The 15842-nt window shown below is 70.1% G+C and carries 11 protein-coding genes and 1 pseudogene; 6 read left to right on the top strand and 6 right to left on the bottom strand.

The window, feature by feature from the left end; genetic code table 11:
• The first annotated feature begins 304 nt into the window (after positions 1 to 304).
• Together ACZJYS_RS04085 and ACZJYS_RS04090 are read left to right on the top strand one after the other, a co-directional pair.
• Positions 305 to 502: a type II toxin-antitoxin system ParD family antitoxin gene (locus ACZJYS_RS04085; protein WP_109517184.1), complete on the top strand. Its 198-nt coding sequence runs from the start codon at positions 305 to 307 to the stop codon at positions 500 to 502.
• Between the two features lie 6 nt (positions 503 to 508).
• Positions 509 to 2965 (top strand): hybrid sensor histidine kinase/response regulator, encoded by a 2457-nt coding sequence (locus ACZJYS_RS04090; protein ID WP_493175977.1) that lies wholly within the window; start codon positions 509 to 511, stop codon positions 2963 to 2965.
• A 119-nt stretch (positions 2966 to 3084) separates the two neighbouring features.
• Here the strand turns inward: ACZJYS_RS04090 and ACZJYS_RS04095 are convergent, their stop codons facing one another.
• The gene (locus tag ACZJYS_RS04095) at positions 3085 to 3708 is read right to left on the bottom strand and encodes a LysE/ArgO family amino acid transporter (protein ID WP_109517207.1); all 624 of its coding nucleotides are present in this window, start codon (positions 3706 to 3708) and stop codon (positions 3085 to 3087) included.
• Positions 3709 to 3780: 72 nt separating this feature from the next.
• Here ACZJYS_RS04095 and ACZJYS_RS04100 point away from each other — a divergent pair, with 72 nt between their 5' ends.
• Positions 3781 to 4704 carry a LysR family transcriptional regulator ArgP gene (locus ACZJYS_RS04100; RefSeq protein ID WP_493176020.1) on the top strand — a complete coding sequence of 308 codons (924 nt, stop codon included), beginning with the start codon at positions 3781 to 3783 and terminating at the stop codon, positions 4702 to 4704.
• A 118-nt stretch (positions 4705 to 4822) separates the two neighbouring features.
• On the opposite strand, the gene mog is transcribed toward ACZJYS_RS04100, so the two are convergent.
• From mog to ACZJYS_RS04125, 5 genes and pseudogenes are all read right to left on the bottom strand, one after another.
• Positions 4823 to 5359 (bottom strand): molybdopterin adenylyltransferase, encoded by a 537-nt coding sequence (gene mog, locus ACZJYS_RS04105; RefSeq protein WP_493175979.1) that lies wholly within the window; start codon positions 5357 to 5359, stop codon positions 4823 to 4825.
• A gap of 6 nt (positions 5360 to 5365) precedes the next feature.
• Positions 5366 to 5761, bottom strand: a pseudogene (locus ACZJYS_RS04110) (hemerythrin domain-containing protein); the annotation flags it as partial.
• A gap of 12 nt (positions 5762 to 5773) precedes the next feature.
• A complete protein-coding gene (locus tag ACZJYS_RS04115) occupies positions 5774 to 6037 on the bottom strand; it encodes a DUF542 domain-containing protein (RefSeq protein WP_493175981.1) in 264 nt (87 codons plus the stop codon).
• A 130-nt stretch (positions 6038 to 6167) separates the two neighbouring features.
• Positions 6168 to 8927, bottom strand: coding sequence for a nitrate/nitrite transporter (locus tag ACZJYS_RS04120; protein ID WP_493175983.1), 2760 nt, complete (start codon positions 8925 to 8927; stop codon positions 6168 to 6170).
• Positions 8924 to 9709 carry a helix-turn-helix domain-containing protein gene (locus ACZJYS_RS04125; protein ID WP_493175985.1) on the bottom strand — a complete coding sequence of 262 codons (786 nt, stop codon included), beginning with the start codon at positions 9707 to 9709 and terminating at the stop codon, positions 8924 to 8926. Before ACZJYS_RS04125 ends, ACZJYS_RS04120 begins: the two co-directional genes overlap by 4 nt.
• A 210-nt stretch (positions 9710 to 9919) precedes the next feature.
• Here ACZJYS_RS04125 and ACZJYS_RS04130 point away from each other — a divergent pair, with 210 nt between their 5' ends.
• Genes ACZJYS_RS04130 through narJ form a run of 3 tightly spaced genes read left to right on the top strand, consistent with a single transcriptional unit; the run spans position 9920 to position 15839 of the window.
• Complete coding sequence (locus ACZJYS_RS04130) at positions 9920 to 13627, top strand: nitrate reductase subunit alpha (RefSeq protein ID WP_493175987.1); 3708 nt, start codon at positions 9920 to 9922, stop codon at positions 13625 to 13627.
• Positions 13627 to 15159 carry a nitrate reductase subunit beta gene (narH, locus tag ACZJYS_RS04135; protein WP_493175989.1) on the top strand — a complete coding sequence of 511 codons (1533 nt, stop codon included), beginning with the start codon at positions 13627 to 13629 and terminating at the stop codon, positions 15157 to 15159. Before ACZJYS_RS04130 ends, narH begins: the two co-directional genes overlap by 1 nt.
• On the top strand, positions 15159 to 15839 hold the full coding sequence (narJ, locus tag ACZJYS_RS04140) for a nitrate reductase molybdenum cofactor assembly chaperone (RefSeq protein WP_493175991.1): 681 nt from the start codon (positions 15159 to 15161) through the stop codon (positions 15837 to 15839). Before narH ends, narJ begins: the two co-directional genes overlap by 1 nt.
• Positions 15840 to 15842: the final 3 nt, after the last annotated feature.

The following is a 15842-nucleotide window of genomic DNA, read 5'->3' on the forward strand; positions in this document are numbered from 1 at the left end:
CGCTCCAGCCCCTGGCCCGGAGCGACAGCCCTTCTTCGGCATAGAGCCGATGGCCTTCTTCGGCACAGAGCCGGTGGCCGCCCTTCCGGTCCTCCGGCCAGCCTTCCCGCCGGAGCGGCACGGGCAGGCGCCGCTAGCCGGACCAGGGCCGCGGCCGGCCGCTGAGCCCGGGAGAGTAGCGTCCCGAGTGGAGCGGTTTCGGGGGCCAGGACCACATTCGTCACCCCCAAAGCCGTGGGAGCCGCCACGCTCGGCAGCGCCTATCAATCTTTGACATTCCGCCTGAATTATCATTCCTTGCCGCATGCCTCGCCAGATCTGCAAGAACGTCTCCATCACTCCGGCCATGGACCGCTTCATCCTGGAGCGGGTCTCCTCCGGCCGTTACCAGAACGCCAGCGAGGTCGTTCGGGCAGCGCTCCGGGTCCTGGAACGGGAGGAGGCCATCGAGCAGGAGCGGCTCCTGAGGCTTGCAGCCTGCCCGGCCGAGATGGAGCGCTAGAGAGCCGTGCCGGAAGAGATGTGTCTCGCCGGCGGCGGGGAAGCTGGGGCACGGCTGCGCGCGGTCGACTGGGCCAGCAACCCGCTCGGCCCCATCGAGGGCTGGCCACTCTCGCTGCGGACGGCTGTCCGCATCATCCTCAGTTCCGATTTCCCCATGATGATCCATTGGGGCCCGGAGCTGGTCACCTTCTACAATGATGCCTACGCGCCCAGCCTGGGCCGGAAGCACCCAGGGAACCTCGGCCGGCCTGCCTACGAATGGTGGTCGGAGATGTGGGACCAGCTCACGCCCATTTTCAACCGCGTGCTGTCCGGCGAGTCCTTCTTCGTCGAGAACGCCAGATACACGCCCGACCGTGACGGGGCGCCGAAGGACGCCTACTTCACGCACTGCCACAGCCCGCTGTGGGACGACCATGGCAAGATCACGGGCATCTTCCTGGTGGTGACCGAGACGACGCGCCAGGTGGTGGCGGAGCGCGACCTGCTCCAGGCCAACGCCGCACTCGCGCAGCAGAACGAGGCGCTGCAGGCCAGCAAGGCGCGGCTGGCCGCCGTGGTGAGCGCCTCCTCGGAAGTGCTGTACTCCATGAGTGCCGACTGGGCCGAGATGCACCAGCTCACCGGCAACGGTTTCCTGGTCGACACCGGCTCGGCCAACCCGCATTGGCTGGCCGACTACATCCCGGAAGACGAGCAGGCGCGTGTCACCGCGGCGATCCAGGAGGCGATCCGGAACCAGACGGTGTTCTCGCTCGAGCACCGGGTCCGGCTCGCGGCGGGCGGCGTCGGCTGGACACAGTCGAAGGCCGTGCCCCTGTTTGGCTCGGCGGGCGAGATCACGGAGTGGTTCGGCACCGCCAACGACGTCACCGCGCGCCGCGTGGCGGAGGAGGCACTTCGCCGCCTGAACGAGAGCCTTGAGCAGCAGGTCGCCGAGCGCACCGCCGACCGCAACCGGCTCTGGACCTTGTCGAAGGACATCATGCTGGTGGCCGGGTTCGACGGCACCATCCAGGCCACGAACCCGGCCTGGGCCGCGACGCTGGGCTGGACGCAGGACGATCTGGTCGGGCGCAATCTGCTCGACCTCATCCATCCGGAGGATCATGAGCGGACGGCCGAGTGCACCTCCGCCATCGCGGGAGGACAGGCCTTCCGGCGCTTCGAGAACCGCTACCGGCACACGGACGGCACCTACCGCTGGATCGCCTGGACGGGCGGGCCGGGCGATGGCCTGATCATCGCCGCGGGACGCGACATCACCGAGGAGAAGGCAACCGCCGACGCGCTGCGCAAGGCGGAGGAGCAGTTGCGCCAGGCGCAGAAGATGGAGGCGGTGGGGCAACTCACGGGTGGCCTCGCGCACGATTTCAACAATCTGCTGACCGGGATCATCGGCAGCCTGGAGCTTCTGCAGGCCCGGGTAGCGGAGGGCCGGATCGGCGCCCTGGACCGCTACATCGGCGCCGCCCGCGGTGCCGCCGACCGCGCGGCGGCGGTGACGCACCGGCTGCTGGCCTTCTCGCGGCGGCAGACGCTGGACCCGAAGCCCACGGACATGAACTGGCTGGTCGGGGATATGGGGGACCTGATCCGGCGCACCGTTGGCCCGGCCATCACGGTCGATATCGTGGGCGAGCCGGGGCTTCCGCCCGTCCTGATCGACCCGAACCAGCTCGAGAACGCTCTGCTGAACCTCTGCATCAACGCCCGCGACGCCATGCCGGACGGCGGCAGGCTCGTGATCGAGACCGGCCGCCAGGGGCTGGACGCGCGCGCGGCGGACGACCTCGGCGTCCCGGCGGGCGATTTCCTGACGCTCTGCGTCACCGACAACGGCACCGGCATGGCGCCCGACGTGATCGCCCGCGCCTTCGACCCCTTCTTCACCACCAAGCCTCTCGGTGAGGGCACCGGCCTGGGCCTGAGCATGATCTATGGCTTCGCGCGCCAGTCCGGCGGCCAAGTGCACATCGCCTCCGAGCCGGGGCAGGGTACCAGGGTGTGCCTCTACCTGCCCCCACATGCCGGCAGGCCGGTCACCGGGGAGTCCCCCGTCGAGCTGGCCGAGGCACCGCGGGCGCAGCAGGGCGAGACGGTGCTGGTGGTGGACGACGAGCCCACTGTGCGCATGCTGGTCACCGAGGTGCTGGGGGAGCTGGGCTACACGGCCATCGAGGCGGCCGATGGCGCCGAAGGGCTGAACATGCTGCGCTCGAACGCGCATATCGACCTGCTGGTGACGGATGTGGGCCTGCCTGGCGGCATGAACGGGCGGCAGATGGCCGAGGCGGGGCGCGTGCTACGTCCCGGCCTCAAGGTGCTGTTCATCACCGGCTACGCGGACAGCGCGGTGCTCAGCCATGGCCATCTGTCCGAGGGGATGCGGGTCATGGTCAAGCCATTCTCGATGGAAGGGCTCGCCACCCGCGTCAGGGCCATGATCGCAGAAGCCTGACCACTGACGGCCCACCCCCTGCCGGAAGGGAAACGGAGCATCATGGCGGTGATGCTCCTGAGCGCGGCCCGGCACGCTGACGAGAGGATGACCGGGTTCCGCAGCCCTGCAGGCCGTGCTCACGCCAGGCCGTGGACAACAAGCCCGGCAGCCATGGCCAGCATCGTCAGCCCGATCATTCCATCCAGCACGCGCCATGCCGCGGGGCGCGAGAAGAGCGGCGCCAGCAGGCGTGCGCCATAGCCCAGGGCGGCGAACCAGAACGCGCTCGCCATGCCTGCTCCGGCCAGGAAGGCAGGCTGCCCGCCCGGCGGCTGCGCAGCGCCGATCCCGCCGACCAGCAGGACGGTGTCGAGATAGACATGGGGGTTGAGAAGGGTGAACCCTGCCGTGCGGGCCAGTGCCGCCCGCAGGGTGAGGGCCGCGGCCGGCTGGTCCGCCAACAGGCCCCCGGCCGGGCGCAAGGCACGGCGGAGCGCCCCGGCCCCGTACCAGGTCAGGAACAAGGCCCCGCCCAGGGTGAGAACCGTGACGAGGCCTGGCAGGCGCTCCAGCGCTGCGCCAAGCCCGGCGACGCCGGCACCCATCAGGATGACGTCCGCCAGGGCGCAGAAGAGGACGACCGGCCCGACATGCTCGCGCCGCAGGCCCTGGCGGAGCACGAAGGCATTCTGCGCGCCGATGGCGACGATGAAGGCCGCGGAAAGGGCAAAGCCGGTCAGGAAGGGGGTGGCGGTGATCATGGGCGCTTTCCTGCCGTCACGCCTTCCTGTAGGCCAGATCATCTTCCTAACCTCGATGAAGCGGAGCTAAACCTGCTCGACTATCCGTCCCTGGCTGCCTTGGCCGCCGTGGTGCGCGAAGGCGGCTTCGAGCGCGCCGCCGCCGTCCTGGGCGTCACGCCCTCGGCGGTGTCGCAGCGCGTCCGCGGCCTGGAGGAGCGTCTCGGCGCGGTGCTCGTCATGCGCGGTCAACCGCCGGTGCCGACCGAGGCCGGGGCGAAGCTCTGCGCGCATGCCGAGCGGGTCCGGCTGCTGGAAGGCGAACTGGCCGCGCAGCTCCCCGGCATCGCCGGCAGGGGCGAGCGGAGTGAAAGCCGGGTCACGCTGCGCATCGCCGTGAATGCCGACAGCCTCGGAAGCTGGTTCCTGCCGGCCGCGGCGCGCTTCGCGGAACGGACCGGAGCGCTGCTCGACCTCGTGCTGGACGACGAGGAGCACACGGCCGGCCGCCTGCGCTCGGGCGAGGTGCTGGCGGCGGTGACGACCGATCCCGCCCCCGTGCAGGGCTGCCGCACCGTCGCGCTCGGCGCCTTGCGCTATGCGGCGACGGCCAGCCCGGAGTTCGTCCGCCGCCACTTCCCGCGCGGCGTGGACGCCGAGGCGATCACGCGGGCACCGATGCTGCGCTTCGACCGGCGGGATGGCCTGCAGGCACGCTGGGCAGGCGAGGTCCTCGGCGCCGCCGCGCTGGATGCGCCGGTGCATTGGGTGCCGTCCACGCAGGGCTTCGTGGATGGCGCGCTCGCCGGGCTGGGCTGGGGCATGAACCCGCTGCCTCTCGTCGCGGACCATCTGGGCTCCGGCCGGCTGGTCGAGCTGGTGCCGGAACGCCGGCTCGGCGTCGCGCTGCACTGGCAGGCGGCCCGGATCGGCGCACGGCTCCTCGACATGCTGTCCGGAGAGGTCATGGCCGCGGCGAGGGCGAATCTCCGCGAAGGACAGGCAGGCGCAGGCTGAGGCCGGGAAAGGACGCCGGCTTTGCGGGGACCCGCCCGTGGCAGGCGATGGCAGGCATGAGAGGCCCTTGGCACACACCGGCACTTCCGGCGCCAGGACCTGGCCGCGGGGACGTCCTTCAGGCGCCTTGCGGGCGGAAGGCCTTGCAGATGGCAGGGTCGGTCTCCAGCCGGGGGCCACCGATCAGGTCGATGCAGTAGGGGATGGCGGGAAAGACCGCCTCCAGGCATTCGGCGATGGCCGAAGGCTTGCCCGGGAGGTTCACGATCAGGCTGCGCCCCCGCGTGCCGGCGGCCTGGCGCGACAGGATGGCGGTCGGCACGGCTCGCAGCGAGACGGCGCGCATCAGCTCCCCGAAGCCGGGCAGGAGGCGGTCACAGACCGCCTCCGTCGCCTCGGGCGTGACATCGCGCGGCGCCGGTCCCGTGCCGCCGGTGGTGATGATCAGGGGGCATCGCTCCTGATCGGCCAGCGCCGTCAGCGCCGACATGATCTGCGGCTGCTCGTCCGGCACCAGCCGCGCGGCGGCGCGCCAGGGCGTGGCCAGGATGCGCGCCAGAACCGCGTGGATGGCGGGGCCGCCCGCATCCGCGTACACGCCCTGGCTGGCGCGGTCGGAGACGGTGACGATGCCGATCGGGACGGAGGCCGGCATGGCGGATCAGGCCGAGAAGCGCGGGAACAGCACGTTGTTCTCCAGATGGACGTGCTCCATCAGGTCGTCGGCGAATTTGCGCGTGCCGGCGTAGAGGGCGCGCCAGGTGTTGCAGGCGTCCTCCGGCGGAACCCCGCCCTGCGTCAGCCCCTCCAGCGCCTGCAGATGCCCGCCATGGTCGTCGTGCTCGGCGCGCATGACGCTGATCGGCTGGCCGATCATCGGGTGGCCGCCCTGGCGCATCAGCGGGAAGAGGATCCGCTCCTCCTTCTGCATGTGGTCTTCGAGCTCGGCGGCCATCCGCTCCAGCAGATCGGCCAGGCCGCGCGGCGCGAGGGGATGTTCGCCATGCACCGCCTCGACGCGGCGTGCGAGGCGGACCAGCTCCGGCAATTCGCGCCGGTGCGTCGCGTGCTAGCGCTGCTCGATCAGGGTGATCAGCGGGCCCGTCTCCTGCGGCACCGTGGCGGCGGCGGCATCGGGGAGGAGGGCGGCAAGCTCGCCCTCCACCGTGGCGAGGTCGACGCCACGCCGTGCCGCCGCCTCGGCGAGCGGAGCCTGCCCGCCACAGCAGAAATCCAGCTTGTGGCGGCGGAACACGGCCGTCGCGCCCGGCAGGGCGGCGGCGATCTCGGCGACGCTGCGCGGGCCGAAGACGGAAGCAGTGGAAGCGCTCATCGGGCGGCTCTCCTGGAGGCCCCGGAAGGGGCCGGTTCTGGCTGATGCGGCGCCGGCGGCTGCAATGTCCCGCCGGCGCGATGTTCCCTTGGTGGGGGAGGCGTGGCGCCATCCTCCCGCGCGGGCGTGCCTACTCCGCCGGGGAAGGCGCAGGCACGGGCGCCTTGCGGCCGCCGCGCTCCACGTCGTGCAGCAGGCCGCCGCGCCGGGTGTAGAACCACCAGGTCATGGCGATGCAGCTGACGTAGAAGCCGAGGAAGCCGTAGAGGGCCAGCTCCGCCCCGCCGGTGGCCGCGATGGAACTGCCGAACGACTTCGGGATGAAGAAGGCGCCATAGGCGGCCACGGCCGAGGTGAAGCCGATGATCGCCGCCGATTCCTTGTCCGCCTGCTTCACCAGCTCCGCCGCCGGGCGGCCCGGGTTCAGGCGCGCGACCTCCTTGCGCATGATCGCCGGGATCATCTGGAAGGTGGAGGCGTTGCCGACGCCGCTGGCGGCGAACAGGAAGAGGAAGCTGCCGAAGAAGGCCGGGAAGGCCGAGGCGCTGCCCTTCATGCCGATGGCGTAGAGGATGCCGAGCGTGCCGAGGCTCATCGCCACGAACACCCACAGGCTGATGCGCCCGCCGCCCACGCGGTCCGTCAGCCGCCCCGCCGCCGCGCGCGCCAGGGCGCCGACCAGCGGGCCAAGGAAGGCATAGGAGAGCGCATTGACCTCGGGGAAGAGGATCTTCGTCAGCAGCGGGAAGGCCGCCGAGAAGCCGATGAAGGAGCCGAAGGTGCCGGTGTAGAGCCAGCACATGATCCAGTTGTGCGAGCGGCGGAAGATGACCGACTGGTCGGCGAAGGAGGCCTTCATCGTGGCGATGTCGTCCATGCCGAACCAGGCGGCGATGGCGCTGGCCACGATGAAGGGGACGAAGACGAAGCCCGCATTCTGCAGCCACAGCGAGGCCTGCGCGCCGCCCGCGGGAGCGGCCTGCGGCGCGCCGCCCAGCCAGCCGAAGACGCCCGTGGTGATGACCAGCGGCACCACGAACTGCACCACGCTGACGCCGAGATTGCCGAGCCCGGCATTGATGGCCAGCGCATTGCCCTTCTCCGCCTTGGGGAAGAAGAAGGAGATGTTGGCCATGGAGGAGGCGAAGTTGCCGCCGCCCAGGCCGCAGAGCAGCGCCAGGGCCAGGAAGATCCAGTAGGGGGTGGAGGGCTCCTGCACCGCGAAGCCCATGCCGAGCGCCGGCAGGGCCAGCGACCAGGTGGTCAGCGTCGTCCACAGCCGGCCGCCGAACATGGCGGGCATGAAGGAATAGAAGACGCGCAGCGTGGCGCCCGAGAGGCCGGGCAGGGCGGCCAGCCAGAAGAGCTGCTCGTTGCTGAAGGCGAAGCCGATGGCGGGCAGCTTGGCCACCACCACGGACCACACCATCCACACCGCGAAGGAGAGCAGCAGGCAGGGCACCGAGATCCACAGGTTGCGGCGCGCGATGCGGCGGCCGGCCGCGGCCCAGAAATCGGCGTCTTCCGGCCGCCAGTCACGGATGGCGCCGCTCGCGGCCAGCGCGCCCTGCTGGGCGGTGCCGTGGATCGGCTGCATCTCGGGCAGCTCGGGCAGGCTGCGTGCGGGCAGCCCGGCCTCGGCGGCGGCCTGCTCCATCCGGCGGATGGCCAGGTGCATCCACACCAGTGCGGCCGCGACGACAAGGAAGAGCAGCCAGAAGCAGCTCTGCCAGATGCCGGTGAGGTCGTTCAGCAGGCCGAAGGCGATCGGCAGCAGGAAGCCGCCCAGCCCACCCACCAGCCCGACCATGCCGCCCACCGCGCCCACGCGGTCCGGGTAGTAGATGGGGATGTGCTTGTAGACGGCGGCCTTGCCCAGGCTCATGAAGAAGCCGAGCACGAAGGCCACCACCATGAAGCCCACGATGCCGAGGCGGGCCGAGAACGCCACCGGGCCGCGGATGCCCTGGATGACATAGTGCGCGGGCGGGTAGGAGAGGATGAAGGCGCAGGCGACGCCGACGAGAAGCGACCAGTACATCACCCGCCGCGCGCCGTAGCGGTCCGACAGGTGGCCGCCATAGGCGCGGAACACCGAGGCGGGGATGGAATAGACGGCGCCGATCATGCCGGCGGTCTTGATGTCAAGCCCGTAGACGCCGATCAGGTAGCGCGGCAGCCACAGCGCCAGGGCGACGAAGCCGCCGAAGACGAAGAAGTAGTAGAGCGAGAAGCGCCAGACCTGGACATTGGCCATCGGCGCCAGCATCGCGGCCAGGGATTCCGGCCGGGCGCCCGCCGCGCGGCGGCGCTCCAGGTCCGGATCGTCGCGGGTGAGCAGGAAGAACAGCACTGCCGTGACGGCCAGCGCTGCCGCCCAGATCAGCGCCACGCTCTGCCAGCCATAGGCCACCATGACGCTGGGGGCGGCGAACTTCGTCACCGCCGCGCCGACATTGCCGGCACCGAAGATGCCGAGCGCGGTGCCCTGCTTCTCCTTCGGGAACCACTTGGCCACATAGGCCACGCCGACCGAGAAGCTGCCGCCCGAGAGGCCGACGCCGAGCGCGGCCAGCAGGAAGGTCGGGTAGTCGTAGGCGAAGGTCAGCAGCACCGTCATCGCGGCGGCCGAGAGCATGGTGAGGGTGAAGACCACCCGCCCGCCATACTGGTCGGCCCAGACGCCGAGGATGAGGCGGATCAGCGAGCCGACCAGGATCGGCGTGCCGACCAGCAGGCCGAACTGCGTGTCGGTCAGGCCCAGATCCTTCTGGATCTGGATGCCGATGATGGCGAAGATCGTCCACACGGCGAAGCAGACCGTGAAGGCGAAGGTGGACAGCCACAGGGCGCGGCCCTGATCGGCCGGGGCGACCGGAGCGGTCGTCATCTTGGAACTCCCCTTGCCAGGAGCGGATGGAGGGTTTCGGGGCCGTCGATCAGCGGATCGAGGGCGAAGCGGGCGCGGGCCGCCATGAGGTCCTCGGCGTGCAGGAGGTCTCCCTCCACGCGCAGGCCATGGCGGGCCACCGCGGCGAGGGAGCGGGAGAAGGTCTCCCGCGTCATGCCGAGCTCGGAGGCGATCAGGCGCTTCTCGGTGGGCAGGCGCGCCGCCTGGCCGGGCGGCGTGGCCTCGGCGAGGCGGAGCAGGTAGCAGCCGACCCGCTCCTCGGCCGAGCGCAGCCGCACATTCTTGGCGAGCTTCACCTGGCGGCGGAACTGCGCCGCCTGGCAGGCCAGCACAGCCAGGCAGAAGGCGTGGTCGGAGGCCACCGCCTCGCGGAAGATCTCGGCCTGGATCAGCAGCAGGCGCGCCTCGCCGAGCACGCGGGCCCGCAGCAGGTAGGGCTGGCGGTTCAGCACGGCAGCCGGCAGCAGCAGGTCGACCGGACGGACCAGCTCGACAAAGGCCTCCTCGCGGCCGCGGATCCCCAGCAGCTCGACGCTGCCGCCGATCAGGATCTGCGCGAAGCTCGGCGTCTCGGCCTGCTCGAACACCACGCTGCCGACCGGCAGCCGATGCAGGATCGCCAGGCTCGCCAGCCGGTCCAGGAGCGCCTCCGGCACGGCGCGCAGCCAGGGCGTGGCGGCCAGGGCCTCCCGGGGCGTCGCGGGCTCGGCGCCGCTCTCGGACAGGGCCGCCCCTGCGGTCTCCGCAGGGTCATGCGGCATCGTGGCATCCACCGAAGAGGTCTTTCGCTGTGCCGCGGAGCGCTGATCGTCGGGCCCGTCGGCGTGATTTGTATCAATCCAATTATGCATTTTGATCACTCCGGTTCCTTGACTCAGATCAATGAATGCCACGCCTGAGCTCATCCATAACCTGGGCACGCTTCGCGGTCCTCGCTGCCCGAGGCACCGCATACCGCAGGAAATCCAGGGATGAGCCACTTCCTTGACCGGCTGACCTTCTTCCGGAAGCAGGTCGACACCTTTGCCGACGGCCACGGGGTGGTCACCAACGAGCCGCGCGCCTGGGAGGACGGCTACCGCAAGCGCTGGCAGCACGACAAAGTCGTCCGCTCGACGCATGGGGTGAACTGCACGGGCTCCTGCTCGTGGAAGATCTACGTGAAGGGCGGCATCGTCACCTGGGAGACGCAGCAGACGGACTACCCGCGCACGCGCCCGGACCTGCCGAATCACGAGCCGCGCGGCTGCGCCCGTGGCGCCAGCTATTCCTGGTATCTCTACTCCGCCAACCGCGTGAAGCACCCGATGGTGCGCGGCCGCCTGCTGAAGCTGTGGCGCGAGGCGCGGGCGATCCGCACCCCCGTCGCCGCCTGGGCCTCGATCGTGGAGGATGCGGAGAAGCGCGCGAGCTACACGAAGAAGCGCGGCCTCGGTGGCTTCGTGCGCGCGGGCTGGGACGAGGTCAACGAGATCATCGCCGCCGCCAACGCCTACACCGCCAGGACCTATGGGCCGGACCGCGTGATCGGCTTCTCGCCGATCCCGGCGATGTCGATGGTCTCCTACGCCGCCGGCTCGCGCTACCTGTCGCTGCTTGGCGGCGTCTGCATGAGCTTCTATGACTGGTACTGCGACCTGCCGCCCGCCAGCCCAATGACCTGGGGCGAGCAGACCGATGTGCCGGAGAGCGCCGACTGGTACAATGCCGGCTACCTGATGCTCTGGGGCTCCAACGTGCCGCAGACGCGCACGCCGGACGCGCATTTCTACACCGAGGTGCGCTACAAGGGCACCAAGAGCGTCGTCGTCTCGCCCGACTACGCCGAGGCCACGAAGTTCGCCGATCTCTGGCTGCACCCCAAGCAGGGCACCGACGCGGCGCTGGCGCTGGCCATGGGCCATGTGATGCTGCGCGAGTTCTACCTCGACCGCACCGTTCCCTATTTCGACGATTATGCCCGCCGCTACACCGACATGCCGATGCTGGTGCGCCTGGTGCGGCAGGGCGACCGCTACGTGGCCGAGCGCCTGCTGCGCGCCGACGACTTCGTGGACGGGATGGGCGAGGCGAACAACCCCGCCTGGAAGACGGTGGCCTTCGACGCCGCCGGCAACCCGGTGGTGCCGAACGGCTCCATCGGCTTCCGCTGGGGCGAGCAGGGCAAGTGGAACCTGGAAGCCCGCGAGAGCGGCGGCACCGATGTCGCCCTGGCGCTGACGCTGGCGGGGCATGGCCCCACCGCGCGCGTCGCCTTCCCCTATTTCGGCGGCGCCGCCACCAACGGCTTCACGGCGACCGAGCACCCGGACGTGCTGGTCCGCAACATCCCCGTGCGCAACCTGCAACTGCGTGACGGCGAGGCGCTGGTCACCACCGTCTTCGACCTGCTCTGCGGCAATTACGGGCTGGACCGCGGCTTCGGCGGCGGCCATGTGGCGCATTCCTACGACACGGACGAGCCCTTCACCCCCGCCTGGGCGGAGCGCGTGACGGGCGTGCCGCGGCAACAGATCATCCATGTGGCGCGGGAATTCGCCTCCAACGCGGAGAAGACCAAGGGCCGTTCCATGGTCATCCTCGGCGCGGGGCTGAACCACTGGTACCACATGGACATGGCCTACCGGGGGATCATCAACCTCCTGGTCTTCTGCGGCTGCATCGGGCAATCCGGCGGCGGCTGGGCGCATTACGTCGGGCAGGAGAAGCTGCGGCCGCAGACCGGCTGGGCGCCGATCGCCTTCGCGCTGGACTGGAGCCGCCCGCCACGGCAGCAGAACTCCACCTCCTTCTTCTACGCCCACACCGGCCAGTGGCGCTACGAGACGCTCGGCGTCTCCGAGATCCTCTCGCCCACCGCGCCCGAGGGCGACTGGAGCGGCGCGCTGATCGACTACAATGTCCGCGCCGAGCGGATGGGCTGGCTGCCCTCCGCGCCGCAGCTCCGGCAGAACCCGCTGACCATCGCGGCCAGGGCGCGCGCGGCGGGGATGGAGCCCAAGGACTATGTGGCGCAGGCCGTGCAGTCCGGCGAGCTCGAGCTCTCCTGCCAGGACCCGGATGATCCGGCGAACTGGCCGCGCAACATGTTCGTCTGGCGCTCCAACCTGCTGGGCTCCTCCGGCAAGGGGCACGAGTATTTCCTCAAGCACCTGCTGGGCACCAGCCATGGCGTGCTGGGCAAGGATCTGGGCGAGGAAGGGCACGAGACGCCGCGCGAGGTGCGCTGGCACGACAGGGCGCCGGAGGGCAAGCTGGACCTGCTGGTGACGCTGGACTTCCGCATGTCCACCACCTGCGTCTATTCGGACATCGTGCTGCCGACGGCCACCTGGTACGAGAAGAACGACCTCAACACCTCCGACATGCACCCCTTCATCCACCCGCTCTCCGCGGCGGTGGACCCGGCCTGGGAGGCGCGCTCGGACTGGGAGATCTACAAGGGCATCGCCCGCAGCTTCTCCGAGGTGGCGCCCGAGGTGCTGGGGAAGGAAACCGACGTCGTGCTGACGCCGATCCAGCACGACACGGCGGGCGAGCTGGCCCAGCCCTTCGACGTGCAGGACTGGAAGACCGGCGCCGTGCCGCCCATCCCCGGCCGCACCATGCCGAGCGTGGCCGTGGTGGAGCGTGACTACCCGGCGCTGTACGAGCGCTTCACCTCGGTGGGCCCGCTGCTGGAGAAGCTCGGCAATGGCGGCAAGGGCATCGGCTGGGACACCCGGCACGAGGTGGAGTTCCTCCGTGCGCTGAACGGCACCGCGCCGAACGGCCAGCCCAGGCTCGACGCCGATCTCGACGCCATCGAGGCCATCCTGAGCCTGGCGCCGGAGACCAATGGCGAGGTGGCGGTAAAGGCGTGGGAGGCGCTCGGCCGCTTCACCGGCCGCGACCACGCGCATCTCGCGCTCCCCAAGGAGGACGAGAAGATCCGCTACCGCGACGTGCAGGCGCAGCCGCGCAAGATCATCTCCTCCCCCACCTGGTCGGGGCTGGAGAGCGAGAAGGTCTGCTACAACGCCGGCTACACCAACGTCCATGAGCTGATCCCGTGGCGGACGCTGACAGGGCGCCAGCAGCTCTACCAGGACCATCTGTGGATGCGCGGCTTCGGCGAGAGTCTCGTCACCTGGCGCCCGCCGGTCGACACCAAGGCCGTGGCCCCGGTGCGCGGCCGGCACGGCAACGGCAACCCGGAGATCGTGCTGAACTTCATCACGCCGCACCAGAAGTGGGGCATCCACAGCACCTATTCCGACAACCTGCTGATGCTGACGCTGAACCGCGGCGGCCCGGTGATCTGGATGAGCGAGGAGGACGCGAAGCGCGCCGGCATCGCCGACAATGACTGGGTGGAGGCCTACAACGCCAATGGCGCGCTGGTGGCCCGCGCGGTGGTCTCGCAGCGCGTCAATCCGGGGATGGTGATGATGTACCACGCCCAGGAGAAGATCGTGAACATGCCGGGCAGCGAGGTCACCGGCCAGCGCGGCGGCATCCACAACTCCGTCACCCGCGCGGTGCTGAAGCCGACGCACATGATCGGCGGCTACGCGCACCAATCCTACGGCTTCAACTACTACGGCACGGTCGGCGCCAACCGCGACGAGTTCATCGTTATCCGGCGCATGAACAAGGTGGACTGGCTCGAGGATACCGCCGCGAAGGAGATCGTGTGATGAAGGTTCGCGCGCAGATCGCGATGGTGCTGAACCTCGACAAGTGCATCGGCTGCCACACCTGCTCGGTGACGTGCAAGAACGTGTGGACCAGCCGCGAGGGCGTGGAATACGCCTGGTTCAACAATGTCGAGACCAAGCCCGGCATCGGCTACCCGAAGGACTGGGAGAACCAGAAGCGCTGGAAGGGTGGCTGGGTGCGCCGCGAGGACGGCCGGATCGAGCCGCGCATCGGCGCCAAGTGGCGCGTGCTGAGCAAGATCTTCGCCAACCCCGACATGCCGGAGATCGACGACTACTACGAGCCTTTCACCTTCGACTACGAGCACCTGCAGAAGGCGCCCGAGGCGAAGGCCATGCCGACCGCCCGTCCGCGTTCGCTGGTCAGCGGGCAGCGGATGGAGAAGATCGAGTGGGGACCGAACTGGGAGGAGATCCTGGGCGGCGAGTTCAGCAAGCGCAGCCAGGACGCCAATTTCGAGGGCGTGCAGAAGGAGATCTACGGCGCCTTCGAGAACACCTTCATGATGTACCTGCCGCGGCTGTGCGAGCACTGCCTCAACCCGGCCTGCGCGGCGGCCTGCCCCTCCGGCGCCATCTACAAGCGCGAGGAGGACGGCATCGTCCTGATCGACCAGGACAAGTGCCGCGGCTGGCGCATGTGCGTCTCCGGCTGCCCCTACAAGAAGGTCTATTACAACTGGTCCTCCGGCAAGTCGGAGAAGTGCACCTTCTGCTTCCCGCGCATCGAGGCAGGGCTGCCCACGGTGTGCTCCGAGACCTGCGTCGGCCGCATCCGCTACCTCGGCGTGGTGCTCTACGATGCCGACCGCATCGCGGAAGCCGCCTCGGTGCCGGACGAGGGCGATCTCTACGAGGCGCAGCTGAAGGTGTTCCTCGACCCCGCGGACCCGCGCGTGCAGGCGCAGGCGCGGCTGGACGGCATATCGGACGCCTGGCTCGAGGCCGCGAAGCACTCGCCCGTGTGGCGCATGGCGATGGACTGGAAGATCGCCTTCCCGCTGCACCCCGAGTACCGCACCCTGCCGATGGTCTGGTACGTGCCGCCGCTGAGCCCGATCCAGTCCGCCGCCGCCAAGGGTGACCTCGGTGCCGTGGGCGGCATCCCGGACGTGGCGTCGCTGCGCATCCCCGTCGAGTATCTGGCGAACCTGCTGACCGCCGGGCGTACGAAACCCGTGGAGCTGGCGCTGGAGCGGATGCTGGCCATGCGCGCCTACATGCGCGGCAAGACCGTCGATGGCGTGCTGGACGACAGCCTCGCCGAGCGTGTCGGCCTGACCGGGAACGACATCGAGGCGATGTACCGGCTGATGGCCATCGCCAATTACGAGGACCGCTTCGTCATCCCCACCGCGCACCGCGAGACGGGGGAGGATGCCTACCAGCTGCGCGGCTCCTGCGGCTTCTCCTTCGGCGATGGCTGCTCGGGCAAGACCGGCTTCAGCCTGTTCGGCGGCGGCAAGGCGCCCGGCAGTTCCCCGGGCAAGACCCCGATGGAGGTCGAGTGATGGCCCGCACCTATCGCGCTCTCGCGGCGCTGCTCTCCTATCCCACGGAGGCGATGCGGGCCGCCGCGCCGGAGATCGCCGCCGCGCTCGAGGCCGAGGCGATGCTGCCTGAGGCTTCCCGCACTGCGCTGGCGGCCCTGCTGCGGGATTTCGCCGCGCAGGACATCTATGCGCTGCAGGAGCGCTACGTAGACCTGTTCGACCGCGGCCGCGCCGTCTCGCTGCACCTGTTCGAGCATGTGCATGGCGAGAGCCGCGACCGCGGCCAGGCCATGGCCGACCTGATCGGCCTCTACGCGCAACACGGGCTGGAGATGGCGCCGGGCGAGCTGCCGGATTTCCTGCCGCTCTTCCTGGAGTTCCTCTCCCTGCTGCCGGAGGCCGAGGCGCAGGCGCTGCTGGCCGAGCCGGCCGCCATCCTGCGCGCGCTGGCCGGGCGGCTGGCGGCGCGCGATGCCGGCTATGCGGCGGTGATGGAGGCGGTGGCCACGCTGGCGCGGGCGCCGGCCACCGGCGCCTCGGCCATCCCGGACGAGGACCCGGATGATCTCGCCGCGCTCGACGCGGCCTGGGAGGAGGCGGCCGTCCGCTTCGGCCCCGGAGAGGCGCTGGACGGCTGTGGAACGGACCGGCTGCGCACCCGCCTGCGGGCGGCGACGCGCGACGCCGCGGCGGCCTGAGGA

This window comes from Roseomonas sp. TS2 (assembly GCF_058833935.1).